The organism is Providencia sp. PROV024, from assembly GCF_032709665.1.
Classification (GTDB): domain Bacteria; phylum Pseudomonadota; class Gammaproteobacteria; order Enterobacterales; family Enterobacteriaceae; genus Providencia; species Providencia huashanensis.
Map to the genome: position 1 here is coordinate 4,240,346 of NZ_CP120545.1, position 20,143 is coordinate 4,260,488.

The following is a 20,143-nucleotide window of genomic DNA, read 5'->3' on the forward strand; positions in this document are numbered from 1 at the left end:
TTGAGTGCGGCTAAAAAATTGACGCGTAACTATACCCATCCCTGAGATAAAACTCAAGTGATGGATGCAGTTATTACCATAATATTTATTTGCTAACACCCGCCAGACGTTGGCGAACGGCTTCAAACAAGCAAACCCCTGTTGCAACGGAGACATTCAGTGACGAAACTGAACCTGCCATCGGGATACTGATTAGCTCATCACAATGCTCCCGAGTTAAACGGCGCATACCTTCGCCCTCTGCTCCCATCACTAGAGCAATAGCCCCCGTTAGCTTGCTTTGATACAAGTTATGGTCAGTTTCTCCCGCTGTCCCCACAATCCAAACATTGTACTCTTGTAACAAGCGCAAGGTTCTTGCCAAATTTGTAACTCGGATAAGCGGTACATTTTCGGCCGCTCCACAAGCAACTTTTTTGGCTATTGCATTCAATTGAGCAGACTTATCTTTCGGTACAATAACTGCATGAACACCAGCCGCATCCGCACTACGTAAACAAGCCCCTAAGTTATGAGGGTCTGTCACGCCATCGAGTACCAATAAGAATGGCGACTCAGTATTGTCGAGTAAGTCGGGCAAGTCACCTTCTTGATACTGCTTACCCGGCAACACTTTCGCAATAATACCTTGGTGAACCGCCCCTTCAGTTTTCCCATCCATCCACTGACGATTGGCAACTTGAACGACAACACCTAAGGCTTCGATTTCACGCACGAGTGGCATTAATCGACGGTCTTCGCGGCCTTTCAGAATATACACTTCTTTAATGCGTTGCGGTGAACGCTCAAGTAAGGCTTTCACAGAGTGAATGCCATAAATCATTTCGCTCATAAATTTCTTATGTATTGATAAAAATGTAAAAGTGGCGCGTTTACGCCACTTTCGTTAATTAACAAAGTATTACAGCTAAGAAAGACCTATCCATCTTGTTTTGGTATTTTCTTTGCAACACGTTTTGCTTTTAATTTAGCCGTAATTTTCTTGGTTTTATCGGAAGGTTTTTTACTCTTTCCTTTACCTTTCACATCTGGCTTAGCATCACCTTTATTGGCTTTTTTCTCAGAACGACGGAATGCAGAATCAGGCTCGAAGTTTTTCTCTTTGCTTGCATCCCCTTTTTTACGGGTTGAACGCGTCGTATTTTTGACATCTTTCTTCATTCTGTCCCGAGTCGTTTTACCAGGGTTTTTAGCCTTGCGAGTTGTTGAAATCAAAGCAAAATCAATTGTACGCTCATCCATGTGCACGGCTTCAACACGGATTTCCACTTCATCACCAAGACGATAGGTCGTACCCGATGACTCACCAATTAAACGTTGACCAATAGCATCGTAACGATAGTAATCGTTATCCAAGGTAGAAATATGCACTAAGCCATCAATAAATAAATCATTCAGACGAACAAAGAAACCAAAACCGGTCACACTGGTAATTAACCCTGTGAAAACTTGACCAACTTGATCCTGCATAAAGTCACATTTCAGCCAGTCTGCGACGTCACGAGTTGCTTCATCAGCACGGCGTTCAGTCATCGAACAATGCTCACCTAATTGTAGCATACTGTCCATATCAGAATGCCAGCCACCCGTTTCAGTCCAACGTTTATCCGAATGACCGTGCTCTTTAGCCAGCAAATACTTGATACCACGGTGTAATGTTAAATCCGGGTATCGGCGTATTGGCGACGTAAAGTGGGCGTACGATTTTAAACCTAAACCAAAGTGACCGCGATTTTCTGGGTCATAAATAGCTTGTTTCATTGAACGCAGGATCATAGTTTGCAGCAATTCATGATCAGGGCGCTCTGCCACTTCATTCATGACCTGAGCATAGTCTTTTGGCTCAGGTTTCATTCCGCCGGGTAAAGTTAAACCTAATTCACTGAAAACAGAGCGTAAATTCATCACGCTCTCTTCTTTCGGGCGATCATGCACGCGATATAACGCGGGCTCTTCGTTTTTCTCAACAAACCGAGCTGCCGCAATATTAGCTAAAATCATGCACTCTTCAATCAATTTGTGTGCATCATTACGCTCAACCGGCTCGATACTTTCAATGCGGCGTTCAGCATTAAAAATAAATTTCGCTTCTTCAGATTCAAAAGAAATCGCACCACGCTCAATACGTGCGGAATCTAATGCTTTATATAGTTGGTGCAAATGCTCAATATGTGGCACGAGTGCTTTATAGTGTTCACGTAGCTCTTCATCACCTTCTAAGATTTTCCATACTTTTGTATAAGTTAACCTTGCATGAGAGCTCATAACAGCTTCATAAAATTTGTATGAAGACAGTTTTCCTGATGCAGACACCGTCATTTCGCACACCATACACAAGCGGTCAACACCTGGGTTTAATGAGCACAGACCATTTGATAGCACCTCAGGCAGCATAGGGACTACTTGAGATGGGAAGTATACCGAATTACCGCGGCTACGTGCTTCGGTGTCTAGAGCTGTCTGCGGACGAACATAGTAACTAACATCCGCAATTGCGACCCATAAGCGCCAACCTCCGCCTTTCTTCGGTGCACAATAAACGGCATCATCAAAGTCGCGGGCATCTTCACCATCAATTGTCACTAAAGGTAAGTCGCGTAAATCAACGCGCCCTTTTTTGGCTGACTCAGGGACATGCTCACTGAGGTCAGCAACTTGTTTTTCAACTTGAGGTGGCCAAGAATGTGGAATTTCATGGGTGCGTAATGCGATTTCAACCGCCATTCCGGTTCCCATCGTTTCACCCAGTACTTCAATAATATTACCGACAGCTTGAGAACGGCGTTGTGGACGAGTGACTAACTCAACAACTACAACATTCCCCATACGAGCGCCATTAATTTTGTCTTTAGGGACCAAAATATCAAAGCTAAGGCGGCTATCATCAGGTACAACAAACCCCATGCCTGACTCAATAAAATAACGGCCAACAATTTGGTTATTACGGGGTTCTAACACGCGGACAACACGGACTTCCGTGCGCCCTTTGCGATCTTGCCCATAAGGTTGAGCCAAAATGATATCGCCATGCAAAGCGCGTTTCATTTCATCTTGAGACAAATAATAGTCTTCTTTTTTACCATCAACGCGTAAGAAGCCATAACCATCACGGTGGCCTATTACCTTTCCTTTTAATAAATCTAGGCGTTCTGGCAACGCATAGCACTGGCGGCGTGTAAAGACCAGTTGACCATCACGCTCCATCGCCCTTAACCGGCGACGTAAAGCTTCTAGTTCATCTTCAGTTGATAAGTTCAATAATTGTGCGATTTCTTCGCGTTTGGCAGGAGCTGTACGTTTAGAGATAAGGTCAAGAATATATTCTCGACTTGGAATTGGTGACTCGTATTTTTCTGCTTCTCTTTCCTGAAAAGGATCTTGTGACATCGTTACCTCCGTTGTCATCAGAATTCATAACTACTGCGAATATTAATCAAGCAGTAATTGATAGAGCGGGCTGTTATCTTTTACCATGTCCGCCAGCGTATATTGATCAAGTTCTTGTAAAAACTGCTGTATTGCTTGGTGTAATACACCTTTCAAACGACACGCAGGTGTTATGTGGCAAAATTCACCACTACAATTAACAAGTGTTAGGGGCTCTAATGCCCTAACCACATCCCCTATACGAATAGATTCAGCTGGTTGCCCAAGTGTAATCCCGCCATTTTTACCTCGGGTGGCTTTTATATAACCTAGGTGACTGAGTTGATTAATAATTTTCACCATATGGTTACGAGATACACCATAAACTTCGGTGACCTCTGTAATACTGGTCATCTTCCCCTCACCGAGAGAAGCCAGATAAATCAGAGCTCGTAATCCATAGTCTGTAAAACTCGTTAGTTGCACAATCACCTCAAAATTTTGGCTTTAACGCATTTGGCCACAAAGCGATTAGTCTAAAAAAGCTTTTGGCTTAAAAAATGTGACTTACCTTAAAATGCATATTTTCTATTTTACTCCCAGAAACGTTACTTTCTGCATAAAATAGAGCACGTAAGTAAATTATATAGACTTAAATACAGTTTAGCGTATTACCCAAATCAAATATGCACTTAATTGCACAAAATACATACAGAAGATTCAATTTTATCAATCATTATGCGGATATTATGTGAAATTTGGAATGCTTTATCAAAGAAGATACATCACAAGGCAGGAAATGTGGATAAGGCAGTAAAAAAACAGCGCCTGTATTAGGCGCTGTCAGTGTTATTACTCAACGTCAAATGGGTCACGTAAGATCATTGTTTCTGAACGATCTGGACCGGTTGAAATAATATCAACTGGAATACCGGTTAAGTCTTCAACACGTTTAATGTAATTCAAAGCAGCTTGTGGCAGTAATTCTCTTTGTTTCACACCAAAAGTTGTTTCTTTCCAACCCGGCATTGATTCATAAACTGGCTCTAAACCATCCCACTCGTCTGCCGCCAAAGGCGTAGTTTCAAGTATTTGGCCATCTGGACGACGGTAACCGACACAAAGTTTAACTTCTTCTAAACCGTCTAACACGTCCAGTTTAGTCATGCAGAAACCTGACAATGAGTTGATCTGTACCGCACGGTTAATAGCAACGATATCTAACCAACCTGTACGACGTTTACGACCTGTAGTCGCACCAAATTCTTGGCCTTTCTCACGCAGGAAGTCACCCACTTCATCAAATAGTTCAGTTGGGAATGGACCAGCACCAACACGTGTAGAGTAAGCTTTAATGATACCCAGTACGTAGTTAACATAGCGCGGACCTAAGCCTGAACCTGTCGCAACACCACCAGCCGTTGTATTTGAAGACGTCACATAAGGGTAAGTACCGTGGTCGATATCCAGTAATGTACCTTGCGCACCTTCAAACATCACTAATTCATTCTTCTGATTGGCTTTATAGAGCAGATCAGAAACATCAATTACCATGCCAGTCAAGATGTCAGCAACAGCCATAATATCATCTAACGTTTTCTGGTAATCAACAGCAGGTTCTTTATAGTAATGAACCAGTTGGAAATTATGATATTCAACGATTTCTTTTAATTTTTCTGCAAACGTTGCTTTATCAAACAAATCACCAACACGTAAACCGCGACGTGCAACTTTATCTTCATAAGCAGGACCAATACCACGACCCGTTGTACCGATCGCTTTAGAACCGCGTGCTTTTTCGCGCGCATTATCTAATGCAATATGATAAGGCAGGATCAGTGGGCAGGCTTCAGAAAGACGTAAGCGTTCTCGAACAGGAACACCGCGGTCTTCCAATTCTTTCATTTCTTTCATTAATGCATCTGGCGCTAGAACTACACCATTAGCAATAATACTGATGACATTTTCACGAAGAATACCGGATGGAATTAAGTGGAGAACGGTTTTTTCACCGTTTACAACAAGAGTATGGCCAGCATTATGGCCGCCCTGATAGCGAACTACATATTTAGCACGCTCTGTCAGCAAGTCAACGATCTTGCCCTTCCCTTCGTCACCCCATTGGGTGCCCAGTACGACAACGTTCTTACCCATTTTGAAATACACTCGGTTGCTTAAAAATGAATTCTACCATCAAAAATGAACTGTTCCAGTGATATTTTGGCATTACAAAAATTTTTTTCTGGAAAGCAAGTAAAATGGTATTTTTATTTCTGCCGTAAACTCAAAGTGAATATCATCAGTTGAGCAGCTTAAATTTTCCCTGAAAAATCCCACACTTAAAACGACAGGCGAAAAAAAGCCCACCGAAGCGGGCTTTTCTTTAATAGCTTAACAGTTATTTTGCTAGGTTGCACGCAACTTAGCTTATTTATTAATCTGTCGCGCGAAGCTTAGTAGGTGCTTTCATAAAGCGGAAGAAATCGGTATCAGGACTCATTACCATCACGTCTTCACCACTCTTGAAGCTTTGCTCATAAGCACGCAAGCTACGAATAAATGCATAGAACTCTGGGTCTTGGTTGAATGCATCAGCAAACAGTTTCGTTGCCATTGCATCGCCTTCACCTCGATAAGTCAGAGCAGTACGTTCAGCTTCTGCTAGGGTTTCAGTTACAGTTTTATCTGCAACTGCACGAATTTTAGTCGCTTCTTCCTGACCTTGTGAACGATGCTGACGAGCTACCGCTTCACGCTCTGCACGCATACGAGCATAGATAGCTTCAGAAACTTCATTTGGCAGTTCAATACGTTTAATACGTACGTCAACGACTTCAATACCTAATGCAGCCATACTATTTGCATTAACAACCAGTGGCTTCAGGTTAGTTTCTTCTTCTACACGTTTTGCTGCATCAGCAATCGCTGCATCCGCATCTTTCGTTGCTTCGTCTGTAGCAGAACCTTTATTCAGTGCATCACGGACATCAATAGTTAAACGACCACGAGAGTCTGTAATGATATCTTTAACGCTTAAACGACCAAACTCAGAACGTAAACGGTCACTAAACTTACGTTTTAATAGTGTTTCTGCTTGATATGGGTTACCGCCACCCGTCGCTACATAGTAACGGCTGAAATCAGTAACGCGCCATTTCAGGTATGAATCCACCATTAAATCTTTGTTTTCACTCGTCAAATAACGGTCAGCTTGAATTTCCAGCGTCTGAATACGTGCGTCTAACATTTTAACCGTTTCAATAAATGGCACTTTAAAATGTAGACCCGGCTCATAAATGATCGGCTTGTTTTCAGAGTCACGCAGAACCTTACCAAAACGCAAAACAATACCGCGATCCGTTTGAGGCACAATAAAGATAGATGCGTATGCAACTGCCAAAATGGCAATAACGATAACAATTAGCGATTTACGCATGATTATTGTCTCCCTACTCTAACTGCATCACCACGGACAGCGTTATTTGGCTGCGTAGAAGTTGCGCCTGAAGATGACGAATTATTACTTGGTGTCGTCATTCTTGCTGATGGAGCCACTTTTGGTGCTTGTGCTGCATTACCATTACGCATAATTTGATCAAGCGGCAGAACTAGCATGCTGTTGCTCTTATCATTCGCGATGATTTTACGTGTATTGCTCAGAACTCGTTCCATCGTATCAATATAGAGACGCTCACGAGTTATCTCTGGCGCAGCACGATATTCAGGTAACATTTTGGCAAAGCTTGCCACCTCACCCTCTGCTTTGAAGACCACACTCGCTTTATAAGCTTCTGCTTCTTCAATCAGCTTTTGAGCATTACCTTTTGCCAATGGAAGAACTTCATTTCGATAAGCATGAGCTTCACGAATTGTTTTTTGTTCTTCTTCCCTTGCTGCAATTACGTCATCAAAGGCTGCTTTAACATCCTCTGGTGGACGCGCGGCTTGGAAGTTGACATCGAGTAATGTGATACCCATTTTGTATGGTGCGATTGTTGCTTCGAGCTCTTTTTGTGTGACATCACGGATAAAAGCACGATTCGTAGTCAGTACTTGCTCCATCGCAGACTGACCAATAACACCACGCACTGCGCTATCTAACGCCTGACGTAAACTGTTGTCTGGGTTCGTTACACTAAATAAATATTGTGCTGGGTCGGTAACACGATACTGAACGTTCATTTCAACGCGGATCACGTTTTCATCTGATGTTAACATCATGCCATTTGTAGCTTGTTCACGAACAGTTTCTACGTTAACAGGTATAACCCTATCAATAAACGTAGGTTTCCAGTTCAAACCAGGCCCAACAATGCCACTATATTCACCAAAACGTAAAACTACACCACGGTCACTTTCTTTAATGGTGTAGAAACCTGAGCCGGCCCATACAACAACGATGGCAGCAAGAGCTAACATACCTAAACGGCCACTAATTGGTGATGATTGTTTGTTATCACCATCACCGCCACCGCTGCCTTTATTTCCACCAAGCTTACTGCCTAGTTTACGAAAGAGATCGTCGAGATCATAAGCCCCACGTTTCCGACCACCTTTGTTCCCGCCAGAGTTGCCGCCTTTATTGCCGCTTCCCCACGGATCGCGGTCTTGTCCGTCATTACCGGGCTGATTCCACGCCATGTTTTAGCTCCATTCTTTATGATTGATTTTCAGGGCTAAGAGCGATAGGGCTCTTAATATCAATTCCATTGCCTAACTATACAATTATATAACGTAGTCAGGTAATTGCTGCTCTTGTTTGCATAGACGTCGCCAATCCACCATTGGCATACGCACCTCAAGGCCGATTGAGCCGTCCTCTTCCAACCACTCACGTTCGATAGATTGGAGTTGATAAAAACGGCTTCGCAAACGACCTTCATTAGGTGGTAAACGCAATTCAACATGTGCGATCTCACCTGAAAGACGTTCCGTCAATGCTTGTAACAGCAACGGGATACCATCACCCGTTTGTGCTGAGACCCAGACACGAACAGGTTTGTTATCCTCATCTCTGTCGATACGCGGGATAAAATCTTCCAGCATATCCACTTTGTTCATCACTAAAAGTACGGGTATTTCATCCGCTTCTATTTCTTCCAACACGCTTTCAACCGCATGGATATTTTCATCCAAACGATTATCTGCTGCATCGATAACGTGCAGCAATAACGTTGCTTCACGTGTTTCTTGCAGGGTTGCTTTAAATGCCGCAACCAAATCATGTGGCAAATGACGGATAAAACCCACAGTATCTGCAAGAACCACGGCGCCAACATCTTCTACATCAATACGGCGAAGCGTTGGGTCAAGTGTTGCAAATAGCTGATCAGCAGCATAAACATCCGCGGCCGTCATACGGTTAAACAGGCTGGATTTACCTGCGTTGGTATAACCCACAAGGGATATAGTTGGAATATCCGCCTTGCTTCTCGCTTGACGCCCTTGTTCACGCTGTTTTTCCACCCGGCTAAGACGAGATAAAATTTGTTTGATTTTGTCCCGTAATAACCGCCGGTCTGTCTCAAGTTGAGTTTCACCGGGACCACGTAAGCCAATCCCGCCTTTTTGTCGCTCAAGATGCGTCCATCCTCTCACTAAACGAGTCGATAAATGCCGTAATTGAGCCAATTCAACTTGAAGTTTACCTTCGTGTGTGCGTGCGCGTTGAGCAAAAATATCTAAAATTACCCCTGTACGGTCAACCACCTTACATTGGCAAATCCTTTCGAGATTACGTTCTTGAGCAGGGCTTAGAGTATGATTAAACAACACCACATCTGCACCACTTTCCTCAACGGCTTGGGCTATTTCTTCTGCTTTTCCTTCACCAACAAAAAACTTTGGATGAGGAGCTTTACGACTGCCCGTAACTATTTGTACTGGCTTTACCCCAGCAGATGTCACAAGTGACTCGAATTCTGCCAGATTATCAACGTCTTTTTCTTGAGAAAAAAAGACATGGACTAATACCGCTAGTTCACCGCCTTCATACCTATCAAACAAGGTGTAACCTCTTAGGCTAAACAATAATTGCAAAGGAAAAACATAGGTATAGTCTCCCTACCCATGCTTTCCTTGTCTTTTAGCGTACAAACTTACTCAGTTACTTCGCCATCTTGCGCTGCCGAAGCACCTGAATGGTAATTACCATTACCAGTACCAGTGCTGCCACCAGTACCGCTATGGTGGGAGACAGGGCGAGCAGGGACAACAGTAGAGATAGCGTGTTTATAAACCATCTGACTAACTGTGTTTTTTAATAAAATGACAAATTGGTCAAAAGATTCAATTTGCCCCTGCAATTTGATGCCATTAACGAGATAAATAGAGACCGGAACCCTTTCACGACGTAATGCGTTCAGGAACGGATCTTGCAAAGATTGCCCCTTAGCCATTCTATGTTTTCCTTATTTTGTTGTTTTTAAAAGAGAATCTTTAAGATTCCAAAATTAACTACTCAAAAATTGCGCTTAACGTTCTAATTGTACACAAACATCAGTCCTATGCACATACAACCTGCATAACTGTGTCAAGCGCTTGCTGAGGTTGTTCACTATCTAACCAGTGAATATTTTCCCAGCCTCTTAACCAGGTAATCTGGCGTTTTGCCAATTGGCGAGTTGCACAGACCCCCCGATAAATCATTTCATCATGGCTAATTTCGCCATCTAAGTATGACCACATTTGCCGGTACCCCACACAACGAATTGAAGGGAGATCGACATGTAAGTCACCTCGTTGATAAAGCGCTCGCACTTCATCTTCAAAGCCCGCGTTTATCATCTGATGAAAACGTTGTTCTATACGCTCATGTAAAATTTTACGATCTTGTGGCGCAATAGCAAACTGAAACACATTATAAGGCAATTCTTCACCGGCTGTTTGTGTCATTTCAGTCAAAGTTTGTCCCGAAATGAGATATACCTCTAAAGCACGGGATAATCTTTGTGGATCATTAGGGTGGATCCTTGCTGCCGCAACCGGGTCCACCTCAGCCAAACGACGGTGAATTTCATCCCACCCTTGTTTTTGTGCAATTTGTTCGATTTCTGAGCGAATAGCAGGATCTGCAGAAGGTAATGGTGAAAGCCCTTCCAACAATGCTTTGAAATACAGCATCGTACCGCCTACTAATAATGGGATTTTACCTTGTGCTGTAATTTCCCCCATTACATTTAATGCGTCACGGCGAAAGTCGGCAGCACTATACGGGAGAGCTGGATCGAGAATATCAATCAAACGGTGGGGAGCTTGGCTGAGTTCTTCTGCCGTTGGTTTTGCTGTACCAATATCCATTCCACGGTAAATTAATGCCGAATCGACACTAATTATTTCCACAGGCAGATGCTTGCGAAGTTCTATCGCTAAAGCGGTTTTACCTGAGGCCGTTGGACCCATTAAGAATATTGCATCAGGTTTTTTCTGAGTTACTAAATCACTCATTTGTTAGTGTAGCTACCACGGATTGTAAATTAATTAATTGTAATAATGTTGATGGAGGATTTCTCACCCACTGCGGACAAACCCGCTCAACATCAGCCAGCAACTGGACAGCCTGAGCTAAACTCCAGCTTTCATCTGGTTTCACCTGTGAAATCGCTTTAGCGAGCCATTGTGCGATATCTTCATCGGTTACGCTTTCTTTTGTCGATAAAAAACCGAGCAAGTCAGAAAAAAGCTGTGATAAATTTTGTGTTCTTAGTGGTAACGATACCGTATGAATTGTTACTTTTCCATGAAATATCGTGGCTTCGATACCAAATATTGTCAATTGTTCCTTGTACCGCTGTAAAACCTCTATTTCATCACTTTTAAGTGACAATTTTAGAGGGATTAACAATGGTTGAGGCTTTAAACCACCTTCCGCAGGTGACAATTGCGCAAGTTTCAATAAATAATTAGCTTCCGTTAAGGATAGCAGGATTAACCCTAATGAAGACTCAATTAATGCAAAGTTTTTTGCGTAAATTGTCAATACTTTGCCAAAAAGGTAGTCATCCGCATTTTTTGCTACAGATTGTGACGTAACTTGCGGGTTATCTATAGTTTGCCTTTCTGGAAATAGCGTTTTTTTATCTTCAGGGGCAACAGGGATCGACATTAAGCTTTGGTAAAGGCTACCTGCTTTTTTGTCGTAGGCCGGTGCGAGGTTTTTTGATTCTGTCTTTATGGCCCCTGAATATGTCGCTTTTGGCTGTGATAGCAAAGGCTCTGCAACTTGCTTTTCCCTGCTCTCCTTTCCGTACGACTCGTACGACGGTTTCAGTGGCTCCCGAGCGTCATATTCAGTTTCAGCAGGCTTCGTTGAAGAAGATACAGAAGAAAAATAATTATCCCCTGCTGAGGTACGGTTTTCAAATTCTGCATTTGCAGGTTCAATACCAGGCAATTCACCAATTGATGCTGCTTCTAGTAGTACAGTACGAACAGCCTGATAAATAAAATCATGGACTAAGCGAGCCTGATGGAAACGTACTTCATGTTTTGCCGGATGCACATTAACATCAACCTGTTTCGGGTCAATGGTCAAATAAAGGACATAGGCAGGCTGCTGGTTTTCTTCTAAGTGCCCTTCATAAGCTTGACGTATTGCATGATTAATCAGCCGGTCACGCATCATTCTGCCGTTCACATAACAATATTGTGCTTCACTAACTGGCATATTCGATGGTGAAACCACCCAGCCTTTAATAGCAAGGTCACTATGTTCCCAAGATAAGCTCAATGCGCCTTGCATAAAAGCGGTACCACAGATGGTACCAAGCCGCCTTTCTTGTTGAGTTTCATCATGGGCAGCACGATATTGCTTCACCAATTTGCCATTGTGCGTCAGGTTAATAGCAACATCAGGGCGAGATAACGCAATACGACGAACAATTTCATCGATATGGCCAAATTCCGTTTTTTCTGTACGCATAAATTTGCGCCGTGCTGGCGTGTTATAGAATAAATCTAACACCTCAACGGTTGTGCCATTTGGGTGGGCCGCGGGCTTAACTAACACTTCCATATCCCGACCTTCAGCGTAAGACTGCCATGCTTCTGTTTGATCTGCTGGTTTTGATGTTAAGGTCAAACGTGAAACCGAGCTAATACTAGCAAGAGCCTCCCCTCTGAACCCCATACTCATAATCGCTTCAAGGTCATCTAACGTTGCGATTTTACTGGTTGCATGACGTGCTAAAGCGAGGATCAGCTCATCTTTGCTAATCCCACAGCCATTATCACGGATGCGGATCAGTTTCTCTCCCCCACGTTCAATATCGATATCAACCCGTGTAGCCCCAGCATCAAGGCTATTCTCAACAAGCTCTTTCACTACTGAGGCAGGCCTTTCAACCACTTCACCTGCGGCAATTTGGTTTGCGAGTTGAGGAGAGAGAATGTGTATTGCCATGACCCAAAACCCCTTAGCGTGGTGCCGCTTGTATTGGATTCGCAAGGAAATATTGGCGTAACCCTAAATGAATAGCTTCAGCAACTTTGTCTTGATATTCATTGGATTTCAACAATTGCTCTTCAGCTGTATTACTGATAAACCCTGTCTCAACTAAAATTGATGGAATGTCAGGGGAGCGAAGTACACCAAGGCTTGCATGTTCTGGTGTTTTTTTATGAATATTGCCAACTTTCCGTAGTTGTTCGATAACTTTAACCGCAACATCATAACCAACTCGTTGGGAATGACCAAATTGCAGGTCTAAAACCGCTTGGCTTAAGTAAGGATCAGCACCACTAAGCGCATCACCTGCCCCACCTAATAGTTCCGATTGTTTCTCACGTTGCTCTAACCAGCTACCTAATTCACTGTTTGCACGCCGGTTAGATAATACCCATACAGAAGCCCCACGAGCACGGCTATTCGGCGCAGAATCGGCATGTATAGACACTAACATGTTAGCGCTTTTTTTACGTGCAACCTCAGAGCGACCGCTGACTGAAATAAAGTAGTCGCCATCACGCGTCATTGCGGGCTTGAACATTGGGTCCGCCTCAAGGCGCTGATATAACTTGCGTGCAACACTGAGCGTAACATCTTTCTCTCTGTAACCATTTTTACCAATTGCCCCGGGGTCCTTTCCTCCGTGCCCTGCATCAATCGCAATTACAACTTGTTTAGAGCCTTTTGGCAGTTGCTTATTATTAACGGGAACAGGTGTTGCAACAGGGGCTGGCTTATTCATTTTTAATGGTTTATCCGACGCACTATTTGCCACTGGAGCCGCTGCACTACTCGTCCGATTTAGTGATGCTGAATTTGCTGAATTACCGGTATAAATGGTAAATATTAATTGGTATTGGCCAGAAACTTGCTTAAGTTGCACTTTAGTTTTTGCAGCCCGAGACAACTCCAAGACGACCCTTTTATGTTGATTATCTGACGGTTGGCTCGAGCGCACCAATTTAACTAAATCACCCGCGGGGACTTTAAGGGGGAGCCCAATGATCTCGCCCCGTTGTTTTAGATCAATAACAAGGCGCTCAGGTGAATGCAATGGAAAATACGAGTAATCAGGCTTACCATCGGTAAAGCTTAGGGTCACTTCTGCCTGTGATGGGCTATTACTGACTTGAATATTAGACAACGTCGCTGCCTGTGCTTTCGCAACAAACAACCACACTATCGATAACATAAACAGGAAGAAAACAGTAAAAAAACCCTTTTTTGTTATTTTATGTATTGATGCATTCAACATGAGCAATAGCTTCCTTAAAGTAGGGATAATGCTTCTAACAACGACTCCCCATTTGCAGACAAAGCAATAAAGTGAGCCTGACGCCCTTCACCTTGATAGGTTAGATGGAGCTCAAGATCCGCTTCAGGCAAAAAACCTTTACCTTGCTGCGGCCATTCAACCAAACAGATCGAATTTTCAGAAAAATAATCACGGATACCCATGAATTCAAGTTCTTCGGGATCGGCTAAGCGATAAAGGTCAAAGTGAAAAACCTGACGACCCGCTAATTCATATGGCTCAACCAATGTATAAGTTGGGCTTTTTACATGACCTTGATGACCAAGAGCCTGCAAGAAACCACGGCTGAAGGTTGTTTTCCCTGCCCCAAGATCTCCAAACAAGTGGATCACGGTATTTTGCTGGCAAGCTTTAGCGATAGTGCAACCTAGCGCAACAGTTTGCTCTTCGTTGGCAAGTTGTATTGTACGTTCTTTCATATTGTTCTTTGATTACGTCATTAGTGAACTATCTAGCCTGTTTAGGCCTAAGATCTTTTGCATTATTGTTCATCGCGCAATAATGGATAACAGATATAACAATTAATATCATTATTACTGCTTATCTTAACCCAAGCCGGGCCATTTTTCTTAATTAACATGACTTGAATGATGAGATCAGAAATATCCTATAATAGTTCTAAATTATTGAGGCATTTTTTTCCTGTATTTTGATGAAAAACACAGGACATGATAGAGTGCCTGCCGTTTTAACCTTTACCATAATAGGATCTATGGCGACATACCTCGATCTCAATCTTCTGGCCCAGAATATCAAACAATGGGGCATTGAAGCGGGCTTCCAACAGGTGGGGATCTGCGATACAGATCTATCTGAAGAAGAACCCAAGCTGCAAGCATGGTTAGACAAACAATACCATGGAGAAATGGAATGGATGAACCGCCACGGTATGATGCGTGCTAGACCTCATGAATTACACCCCGGCACATTACGCGTCATCAGTGTACGCATGAACTACCTTCCAGCCAAAGCCGCATTTGCCAGTACACTGAATAACCCAGAGCTAGGCTATATTAGCCGTTATGCTCTTGGCCGTGACTATCATAAGCTATTGAAAAAACGTTTAAAAGTACTTTCTGACCGTATTTTAGCCTATTGTCGCGAATTTGATGGGATGATGCTAGCAAATGGTATCCATGTTGACGACCTTAACTTTAGGCCTTTTGTCGATTCAGCACCTATCTTAGAGCGTCCCCTTGCCGTTAAAGCAGGCTTAGGCTGGACAGGGAAACATTCTCTCGTATTAAATCGTGAGGCAGGGTCTTGGTTTTTTCTAGGCGAGTTATTGATTAACTTACCAGTGCCTATTGATCAACCTATCGAAGAGGGTTGCGGCCGCTGTGTGGCTTGTATGACGACCTGCCCCACTGGCGCGATTGTCGAACCTTATACCGTAGATGCAAGGCGTTGCATTTCTTACCTTACTATCGAGTTAGATAGCGCTATTCCTGAAGAATTTAGGCCATTAATGGGAAATCGCATCTATGGTTGTGATGACTGCCAATTGATTTGCCCATGGAACCGTTTTTCACAGCTTACCGATGAAGAAGATTTCAGCCCGAGACGAGCGTTGCATACCCCTGAACTTCTTGAGCTTTTTTCATGGACAGAAGATAAATTTTTAACGTTGACAGAAGGATCGGCGATCCGCAGAATTGGTTATATCAAATGGTTACGCAATATTAGCGTAGCATTAGGTAATGCCCCCTACCAAGATAACATTGTACTTGCCTTACAAAACCGTTTAGGGATCAACGGGATGCTGGATGAACACTTCCACTGGGCAATCCAACAGCAGCTCAATCGACGCAACGAAAATCAAGTAACAATTCAAACTTCACAACAAAAGCGTCTTGTACGCGCCATTACTAAAGGTTTGCCTAGAGACGCCTAAAAAAAGCGCGGCTATATATTCAAAAAAAAGAATTGTCAAACAGATGTGAATAAAATAAAAAAAGGCTTAGCTACCAATAGGTAAAGAATTTGCAAGTCGTGCTCAACACATTTTAGAAAAATATATCCCACCACTAAAAATCAATGGGTTACGAAAGAGTAATTAACAAGTCATATCTTGATAATGTAAACAAAAACAACCTATCATCCTGTGGATAACTCTGTGCAATAAGTTATTTCAAACGACAATAATCGTCCATTAAGATTGGCGAGGCTGTGGATAACTTTTCAATGAGGTAATAAGAGAAAAAAACTGATTTTACGTTGATTAATCGATATAAAGTGACTAAAAGACCAAGCTACCATGAAAAAAGAGTAAAACCCGGTAAAAAATAATTTTTTGTCTAATAGGCTAACCTAACCACTTTTAAATAAAACACCAAATAGAACACCCTATTAGCAAGGGGTGGCTATTCTATGGCGACCGGATGATGAATGCAAGTAAAAATCGGAATAAGATCTGGAAAAGATCGTTTAAGCCGCGTCGATCCTAGCTTGTAGAAATTATATGTACCAAAAAGCAGTCGATCGTCAGAATTTATAACGATACGTGATTTCACTTAGATTTAAGTGTGAGTAAATAATACGAAAGAGTAATAAGAGAAAATAATACGATAAGAAAATATTGGAGCGGGAAACGAGACTCGAACTCGCGACCCCGACCTTGGCAAGGTCGTGCTCTACCAACTGAGCTATTCCCGCATTTGGTGGGTATTGCTATCACTAAAACACTAAGAAAGTTTGGAGCGGGAAACGAGACTCGAACTCGCGACCCCGACCTTGGCAAGGTCGTGCTCTACCAACTGAGCTATTCCCGCATCACGAAAATAGTGCTTTAGCTAAAACACCAAGAAAATTTGGAGCGGGAAACGAGACTCGAACTCGCGACCCCGACCTTGGCAAGGTCGTGCTCTACCAACTGAGCTATTCCCGCATCACCATTTCTAGGTATTCCACGTGCCGACTTAACTACAAAAACTTCATCGGTACGGGGAGCGCATTATACGAAAAATTCAGATTCTAGCAAGCCCCTAGACCCAAATTTTTAATTTTTTTATTCGTTTGCCGACAAAATAGTCACAATGGTGATTTTATCAACAAACGTTGTAAAAATCTGATTTCAATACATTAACATTGGTAACTTACTCAACAATAATACTTATACCAGCCTATTGACCGCAGATTTATAAACCTTTTCATCCTTTAATAAATGTCTCTCGATAATAAGCTAGCTCAGCGACTGATTCACGAATATCATCAAGGGCTTGGTGAGTATTTTTCTTAGTGAAACCCGCTAAAATCTCAGGTTTCCAACGGCGAGCAAGCTCTTTTAGCGTACTAACGTCAAGGTAACGATAGTGAAAATAGCGTTCTAATTCAGGCATATAGTTGAACAGAAAACGCCTATCTTGCCCAACACTATTGCCACAAATTGGGGATGCCCCCTGAGGAACCCATTTTTCTAAAAACTCAATAGTGGCTAACTCCGCTTCACGCTCACTCACTGTACTTTTACGTACGCGCTCAACTAACCCACTGTTGGTGTGAGTATTCACGTTCCATTCGTCCATTAACGCAAGTTGCTCATCAGTCTGATGTACTGCAATTACGGGGCCTTCTGCTAAAATATTAAGATGACTATCTGTTACAATAGTGGCAATTTCAATAATGCGATCACGAACGGGGTCGAGACCAGTCATTTCTAAATCGATCCAAATTAAATTATTCTCATTCTTTTGCATGATATACCCTAACTGCATTCTATGAAGTTAAGGTATGATAGCACTGTTCATGCCTTAAGTGACAGGTATTGCCTTAGCAAGCTCTACTAACAACTTACTGTATAATTGATATTCTAAACGACTACCAATAGCGAAGAGAGGACAGGTGGCTAAACAGAAACTTTCCAAAGGCCAACAGCGCCGCGTTCAGGAAAATCATCAAAAAAGGCTTAAAAAGCAAAAAACAGTTGAGATTGATGATAGCCAATTAGGCGAAGCGCAAGAAGGCCTAGTCATCAGCCGGTTTGGGCAACATGCAGATATTGAGGCTCTCGACGGCACAATACAACGCTGCAACTTGCGTAGGACCATTTCATCTCTGGTGACTGGGGACAAAGTGGTATGGCGCCCTGCCTTAAACACACAAAGTGACATTAAAGTTAATGGTATCGTTGAAGCTGTGCATGACCGCCACTCAGTATTAACTCGTCCAGATTATTATGATGGTTTAAAGCCAATCGCTGCAAATATTGACCAAATCGTGGTGGTTTCAGCGATTTTACCTGAACTGTCTCTCAATATTATCGATCGCTATCTTGTGGCTTGTGAAACTATCGGAATTCAACCCATTATCGTGTTAAACAAAGTCGATTTACTCGATACAGAGAATCGCGAATGGGTAAGCGATTTAATGACTATTTATCGTGATATTGGCTACCAAGTTCTCGAGGTCTCTAGCCATACTAATGAAGGAATGGAAGCACTTACTAACATACTAGCAGGTAAAATGTCGGTATTTGTAGGGCAATCCGGTGTCGGTAAATCTAGTTTACTAAATACGTTACTTCCGCATAATGAAGAGGCGATTCTCGTTAATGACGTTTCAGACAACTCTGGGTTAGGCCAGCACACAACGACAACAGCGCGTTTGTATCATTTTCCGCTAGGTGGTGATGTGATTGACTCCCCCGGAGTTCGTGAATTTGGTTTGTGGCATTTAACCACGGAACAAGTGACGAAAGGATTTGTCGAATTTAAAGAATACCTTGGTGGTTGTAAATTCCGTGATTGCAAACATTTGGATGATCCTGGTTGCTTGCTGCGTGAAGCCGTAGATACAGGGAAAATTGCCGAATCACGCTTTGAAAACTACCATCGCATCTTAGAGAGTATGGAACAGGTCAAACCCCGCGGTAACTTTACAGCGAAAGACAAGTGAAGTTAGTGAGCGCTTACAACCTTGTTGTTTACGGCTCTAAATAGTTCTAAGTAGTGTTCGGCAGTAAAATTGGGTAACCCCAAAGACATGTATTTCCCTGTCACTTAGGTACCCCCTACTACCGTTTGAAATATGGCGAGTAAACTGTGTACAATAGCCGCCCTTTTGCTAACATACCTTTAAAAACCAGAGGTTAACGTGCTAGATAAATTTAAAATTCGCTTGCAATATATGCTTCCAAAACAATGCCTTACTGAATTCGCAGGCTGGTTTGCGAGCCGAAATGCAGGGTTTCTGACACAATGGGCAATTAAGCTGTTTGTAAAAGCCTATAAAGTGGATATGAATGAAGCCCAAAAAAGTGAATTGACCGCTTATTCTACCTTTAATGAGTTTTTTATCCGTCTGCTAAAAGAAGATGCACGCCCAATCGTTGAAAAAGATAATCAACTTGCCCAGCCCGCAGACGGTGCGGTGAGTCAACTTGGTTCAATTAATGATGGCATTATTTTTCAAGCAAAAGGCCACAATTACACCGTTGAAGCATTACTCGCTGGGCAATATCAATTAGCTGAGCATTTCCGCGGTGGCCAATTTATTACGACTTATCTATCGCCAAGTGATTACCATCGTGTCCACATGCCATGTGATGGTTTGCTCAAAGAAATGATTTATGTCCCTGGTGACCTATTTTCTGTGAACCCACTGACGGCACAAAACGTCCCGAATCTGTTTGCGCGTAATGAGCGCTTGATTTGCGTTTTTGACACTCCAGTTGGTTTAATGGTGCAAATTCTTGTTGGTGCAACCATCGTAGGTAGTATAGATACAGTCTGGAGCGGCTGTGTGAATGCGACTCGTGAAGGTGTAATCAAGCGTTGGGTTTACCCTGAATTAGGTTCTGAAGGTGCTATTTTCCTGAGAAAAGGCGAAGAAATGGGGCTTTTTAAACTTGGTTCAACGGTGGTTAACTTATTTGAAGCCAATAAAATCAGTTTTAACCCATCGCTGATCCCTGGTTATGCTACACGTATGGGTGAATTACTCGCTGAAACTGTAGCAGATCAAGTAGCAGAAGAACCAACTGAAGTTAAGTAAATCACTCATTCCTTAAAGGAGCTCCT

The 20,143-nt window shown here is 42.7% G+C and carries 16 protein-coding genes and 3 tRNA genes; 3 read left to right on the forward strand and 16 right to left on the reverse strand.

Annotation, left to right across the window (positions count from 1 at the left end):
• Positions 1–85: 85 nt before the first annotated feature.
• The 12 genes from rlmB to tsaE form a co-directional block, all read right to left on the reverse strand.
• A complete protein-coding gene (rlmB, locus tag P3L56_RS19565; protein ID WP_071548703.1) occupies positions 86–832 on the reverse strand; it encodes a 23S rRNA (guanosine(2251)-2'-O)-methyltransferase RlmB in 747 nt (248 codons plus the stop codon).
• An 86-nt stretch (positions 833–918) separates the two neighbouring features.
• Complete coding sequence (rnr, locus tag P3L56_RS19570) at positions 919–3,387, reverse strand: ribonuclease R (RefSeq protein WP_210831398.1); 2,469 nt, start codon at positions 3,385–3,387, stop codon at positions 919–921.
• A gap of 42 nt (positions 3,388–3,429) precedes the next feature.
• Positions 3,430–3,852 carry a nitric oxide-sensing transcriptional repressor NsrR gene (gene nsrR / locus P3L56_RS19575; protein ID WP_004907407.1) on the reverse strand — a complete coding sequence of 141 codons (423 nt, stop codon included), beginning with the start codon at positions 3,850–3,852 and terminating at the stop codon, positions 3,430–3,432.
• A gap of 366 nt (positions 3,853–4,218) precedes the next feature.
• A complete protein-coding gene (locus tag P3L56_RS19580; RefSeq protein ID WP_042845810.1) occupies positions 4,219–5,520 on the reverse strand; it encodes an adenylosuccinate synthase in 1,302 nt (433 codons plus the stop codon).
• Positions 5,521–5,800: 280 nt separating this feature from the next.
• Complete coding sequence (gene hflC, locus P3L56_RS19585; RefSeq protein ID WP_042845811.1) at positions 5,801–6,802, reverse strand: protease modulator HflC; 1,002 nt, start codon at positions 6,800–6,802, stop codon at positions 5,801–5,803.
• 2 nt (positions 6,803–6,804) lie between these two features.
• On the reverse strand, positions 6,805–8,007 hold the full coding sequence (gene hflK / locus P3L56_RS19590; RefSeq protein ID WP_042845813.1) for an FtsH protease activity modulator HflK: 1,203 nt from the start codon (positions 8,005–8,007) through the stop codon (positions 6,805–6,807).
• Between the two features lie 84 nt (positions 8,008–8,091).
• Positions 8,092–9,372 carry a ribosome rescue GTPase HflX gene (gene hflX / locus P3L56_RS19595; RefSeq protein WP_042845815.1) on the reverse strand — a complete coding sequence of 427 codons (1,281 nt, stop codon included), beginning with the start codon at positions 9,370–9,372 and terminating at the stop codon, positions 8,092–8,094.
• A gap of 92 nt (positions 9,373–9,464) precedes the next feature.
• Positions 9,465–9,764 (reverse strand): RNA chaperone Hfq, encoded by a 300-nt coding sequence (gene hfq / locus P3L56_RS19600; protein WP_210831397.1) that lies wholly within the window; start codon positions 9,762–9,764, stop codon positions 9,465–9,467.
• A gap of 106 nt (positions 9,765–9,870) precedes the next feature.
• Positions 9,871–10,812: a tRNA (adenosine(37)-N6)-dimethylallyltransferase MiaA gene (gene miaA, locus P3L56_RS19605; RefSeq protein ID WP_042845818.1), complete on the reverse strand. Its 942-nt coding sequence runs from the start codon at positions 10,810–10,812 to the stop codon at positions 9,871–9,873.
• Entirely contained in the window at positions 10,805–12,766 is a 1,962-nt protein-coding gene (gene mutL / locus P3L56_RS19610; RefSeq protein ID WP_166685229.1) for a DNA mismatch repair endonuclease MutL, read from the reverse strand. Before mutL ends, miaA begins: the two co-directional genes overlap by 8 nt.
• Positions 12,767–12,779: 13 nt before the next feature.
• Entirely contained in the window at positions 12,780–14,066 is a 1,287-nt protein-coding gene (gene amiB, locus P3L56_RS19615) for an N-acetylmuramoyl-L-alanine amidase AmiB (protein ID WP_042845820.1), read from the reverse strand.
• Between the two features lie 14 nt (positions 14,067–14,080).
• A complete protein-coding gene (gene tsaE / locus P3L56_RS19620) occupies positions 14,081–14,545 on the reverse strand; it encodes a tRNA (adenosine(37)-N6)-threonylcarbamoyltransferase complex ATPase subunit type 1 TsaE (RefSeq protein WP_042845821.1) in 465 nt (154 codons plus the stop codon).
• Positions 14,546–14,838: 293 nt separating this feature from the next.
• Between tsaE and queG the strand changes: the two genes are divergently transcribed.
• Positions 14,839–16,020: a tRNA epoxyqueuosine(34) reductase QueG gene (queG, locus tag P3L56_RS19625; RefSeq protein WP_042845822.1), complete on the forward strand. Its 1,182-nt coding sequence runs from the start codon at positions 14,839–14,841 to the stop codon at positions 16,018–16,020.
• Between the two features lie 685 nt (positions 16,021–16,705).
• On the opposite strand, the gene P3L56_RS19630 is transcribed toward queG, so the two are convergent.
• The 4 genes from P3L56_RS19630 to orn form a co-directional block, all read right to left on the reverse strand.
• A tRNA-Gly gene (locus P3L56_RS19630) sits at positions 16,706–16,781 on the reverse strand.
• A 40-nt stretch (positions 16,782–16,821) separates the two neighbouring features.
• Positions 16,822–16,897: transfer RNA gene (locus tag P3L56_RS19635), tRNA-Gly, on the reverse strand.
• Positions 16,898–16,937: 40 nt separating this feature from the next.
• Positions 16,938–17,013, reverse strand: a tRNA-Gly gene (locus P3L56_RS19640).
• Positions 17,014–17,275: 262 nt separating this feature from the next.
• Positions 17,276–17,821 carry an oligoribonuclease gene (gene orn, locus P3L56_RS19645; protein ID WP_042845823.1) on the reverse strand — a complete coding sequence of 182 codons (546 nt, stop codon included), beginning with the start codon at positions 17,819–17,821 and terminating at the stop codon, positions 17,276–17,278.
• 145 nt (positions 17,822–17,966) lie between these two features.
• Here orn and rsgA point away from each other — a divergent pair, with 145 nt between their 5' ends.
• A complete protein-coding gene (rsgA, locus tag P3L56_RS19650) occupies positions 17,967–19,019 on the forward strand; it encodes a small ribosomal subunit biogenesis GTPase RsgA (RefSeq protein ID WP_042845824.1) in 1,053 nt (350 codons plus the stop codon).
• 198 nt (positions 19,020–19,217) lie between these two features.
• Positions 19,218–20,117, forward strand: coding sequence for an archaetidylserine decarboxylase (gene asd, locus P3L56_RS19655; protein ID WP_129466646.1), 900 nt, complete (start codon positions 19,218–19,220; stop codon positions 20,115–20,117).
• The last annotated feature ends 26 nt before the right edge of the window (positions 20,118–20,143 follow it).

What these genes read in the sequence shown, in the direction of transcription:
- rlmB (WP_071548703.1), bottom strand. Translation starts at nt 832, where the DNA reads ATGAGCGAAATGATTTATGGCATTCACTCTGTGAAAGCCTTACTTGAG.
- rnr (WP_210831398.1), bottom strand. Translation starts at nt 3,387, where the DNA reads ATGTCACAAGATCCTTTTCAGGAAAGAGAAGCAGAAAAATACGAGTCA.
- P3L56_RS19580 (WP_042845810.1), bottom strand. Translation starts at nt 5,520, where the DNA reads ATGGGTAAGAACGTTGTCGTACTGGGCACCCAATGGGGTGACGAAGGG.
- hflC (WP_042845811.1), bottom strand. Translation starts at nt 6,802, where the DNA reads ATGCGTAAATCGCTAATTGTTATCGTTATTGCCATTTTGGCAGTTGCA.
- hflK (WP_042845813.1), bottom strand. Translation starts at nt 8,007, where the DNA reads ATGGCGTGGAATCAGCCCGGTAATGACGGACAAGACCGCGATCCGTGG.
- hfq (WP_210831397.1), bottom strand. Translation starts at nt 9,764, where the DNA reads ATGGCTAAGGGGCAATCTTTGCAAGATCCGTTCCTGAACGCATTACGT.
- miaA (WP_042845818.1), bottom strand. Translation starts at nt 10,812, where the DNA reads ATGAGTGATTTAGTAACTCAGAAAAAACCTGATGCAATATTCTTAATG.
- mutL (WP_166685229.1), bottom strand. Translation starts at nt 12,766, where the DNA reads ATGGCAATACACATTCTCTCTCCTCAACTCGCAAACCAAATTGCCGCA.
- amiB (WP_042845820.1), bottom strand. Translation starts at nt 14,066, where the DNA reads ATGTTGAATGCATCAATACATAAAATAACAAAAAAGGGTTTTTTTACT.
- tsaE (WP_042845821.1), bottom strand. Translation starts at nt 14,545, where the DNA reads ATGAAAGAACGTACAATACAACTTGCCAACGAAGAGCAAACTGTTGCG.
- queG (WP_042845822.1), top strand. Translation starts at nt 14,839, where the DNA reads ATGGCGACATACCTCGATCTCAATCTTCTGGCCCAGAATATCAAACAA.
- orn (WP_042845823.1), bottom strand. Translation starts at nt 17,821, where the DNA reads ATGCAAAAGAATGAGAATAATTTAATTTGGATCGATTTAGAAATGACT.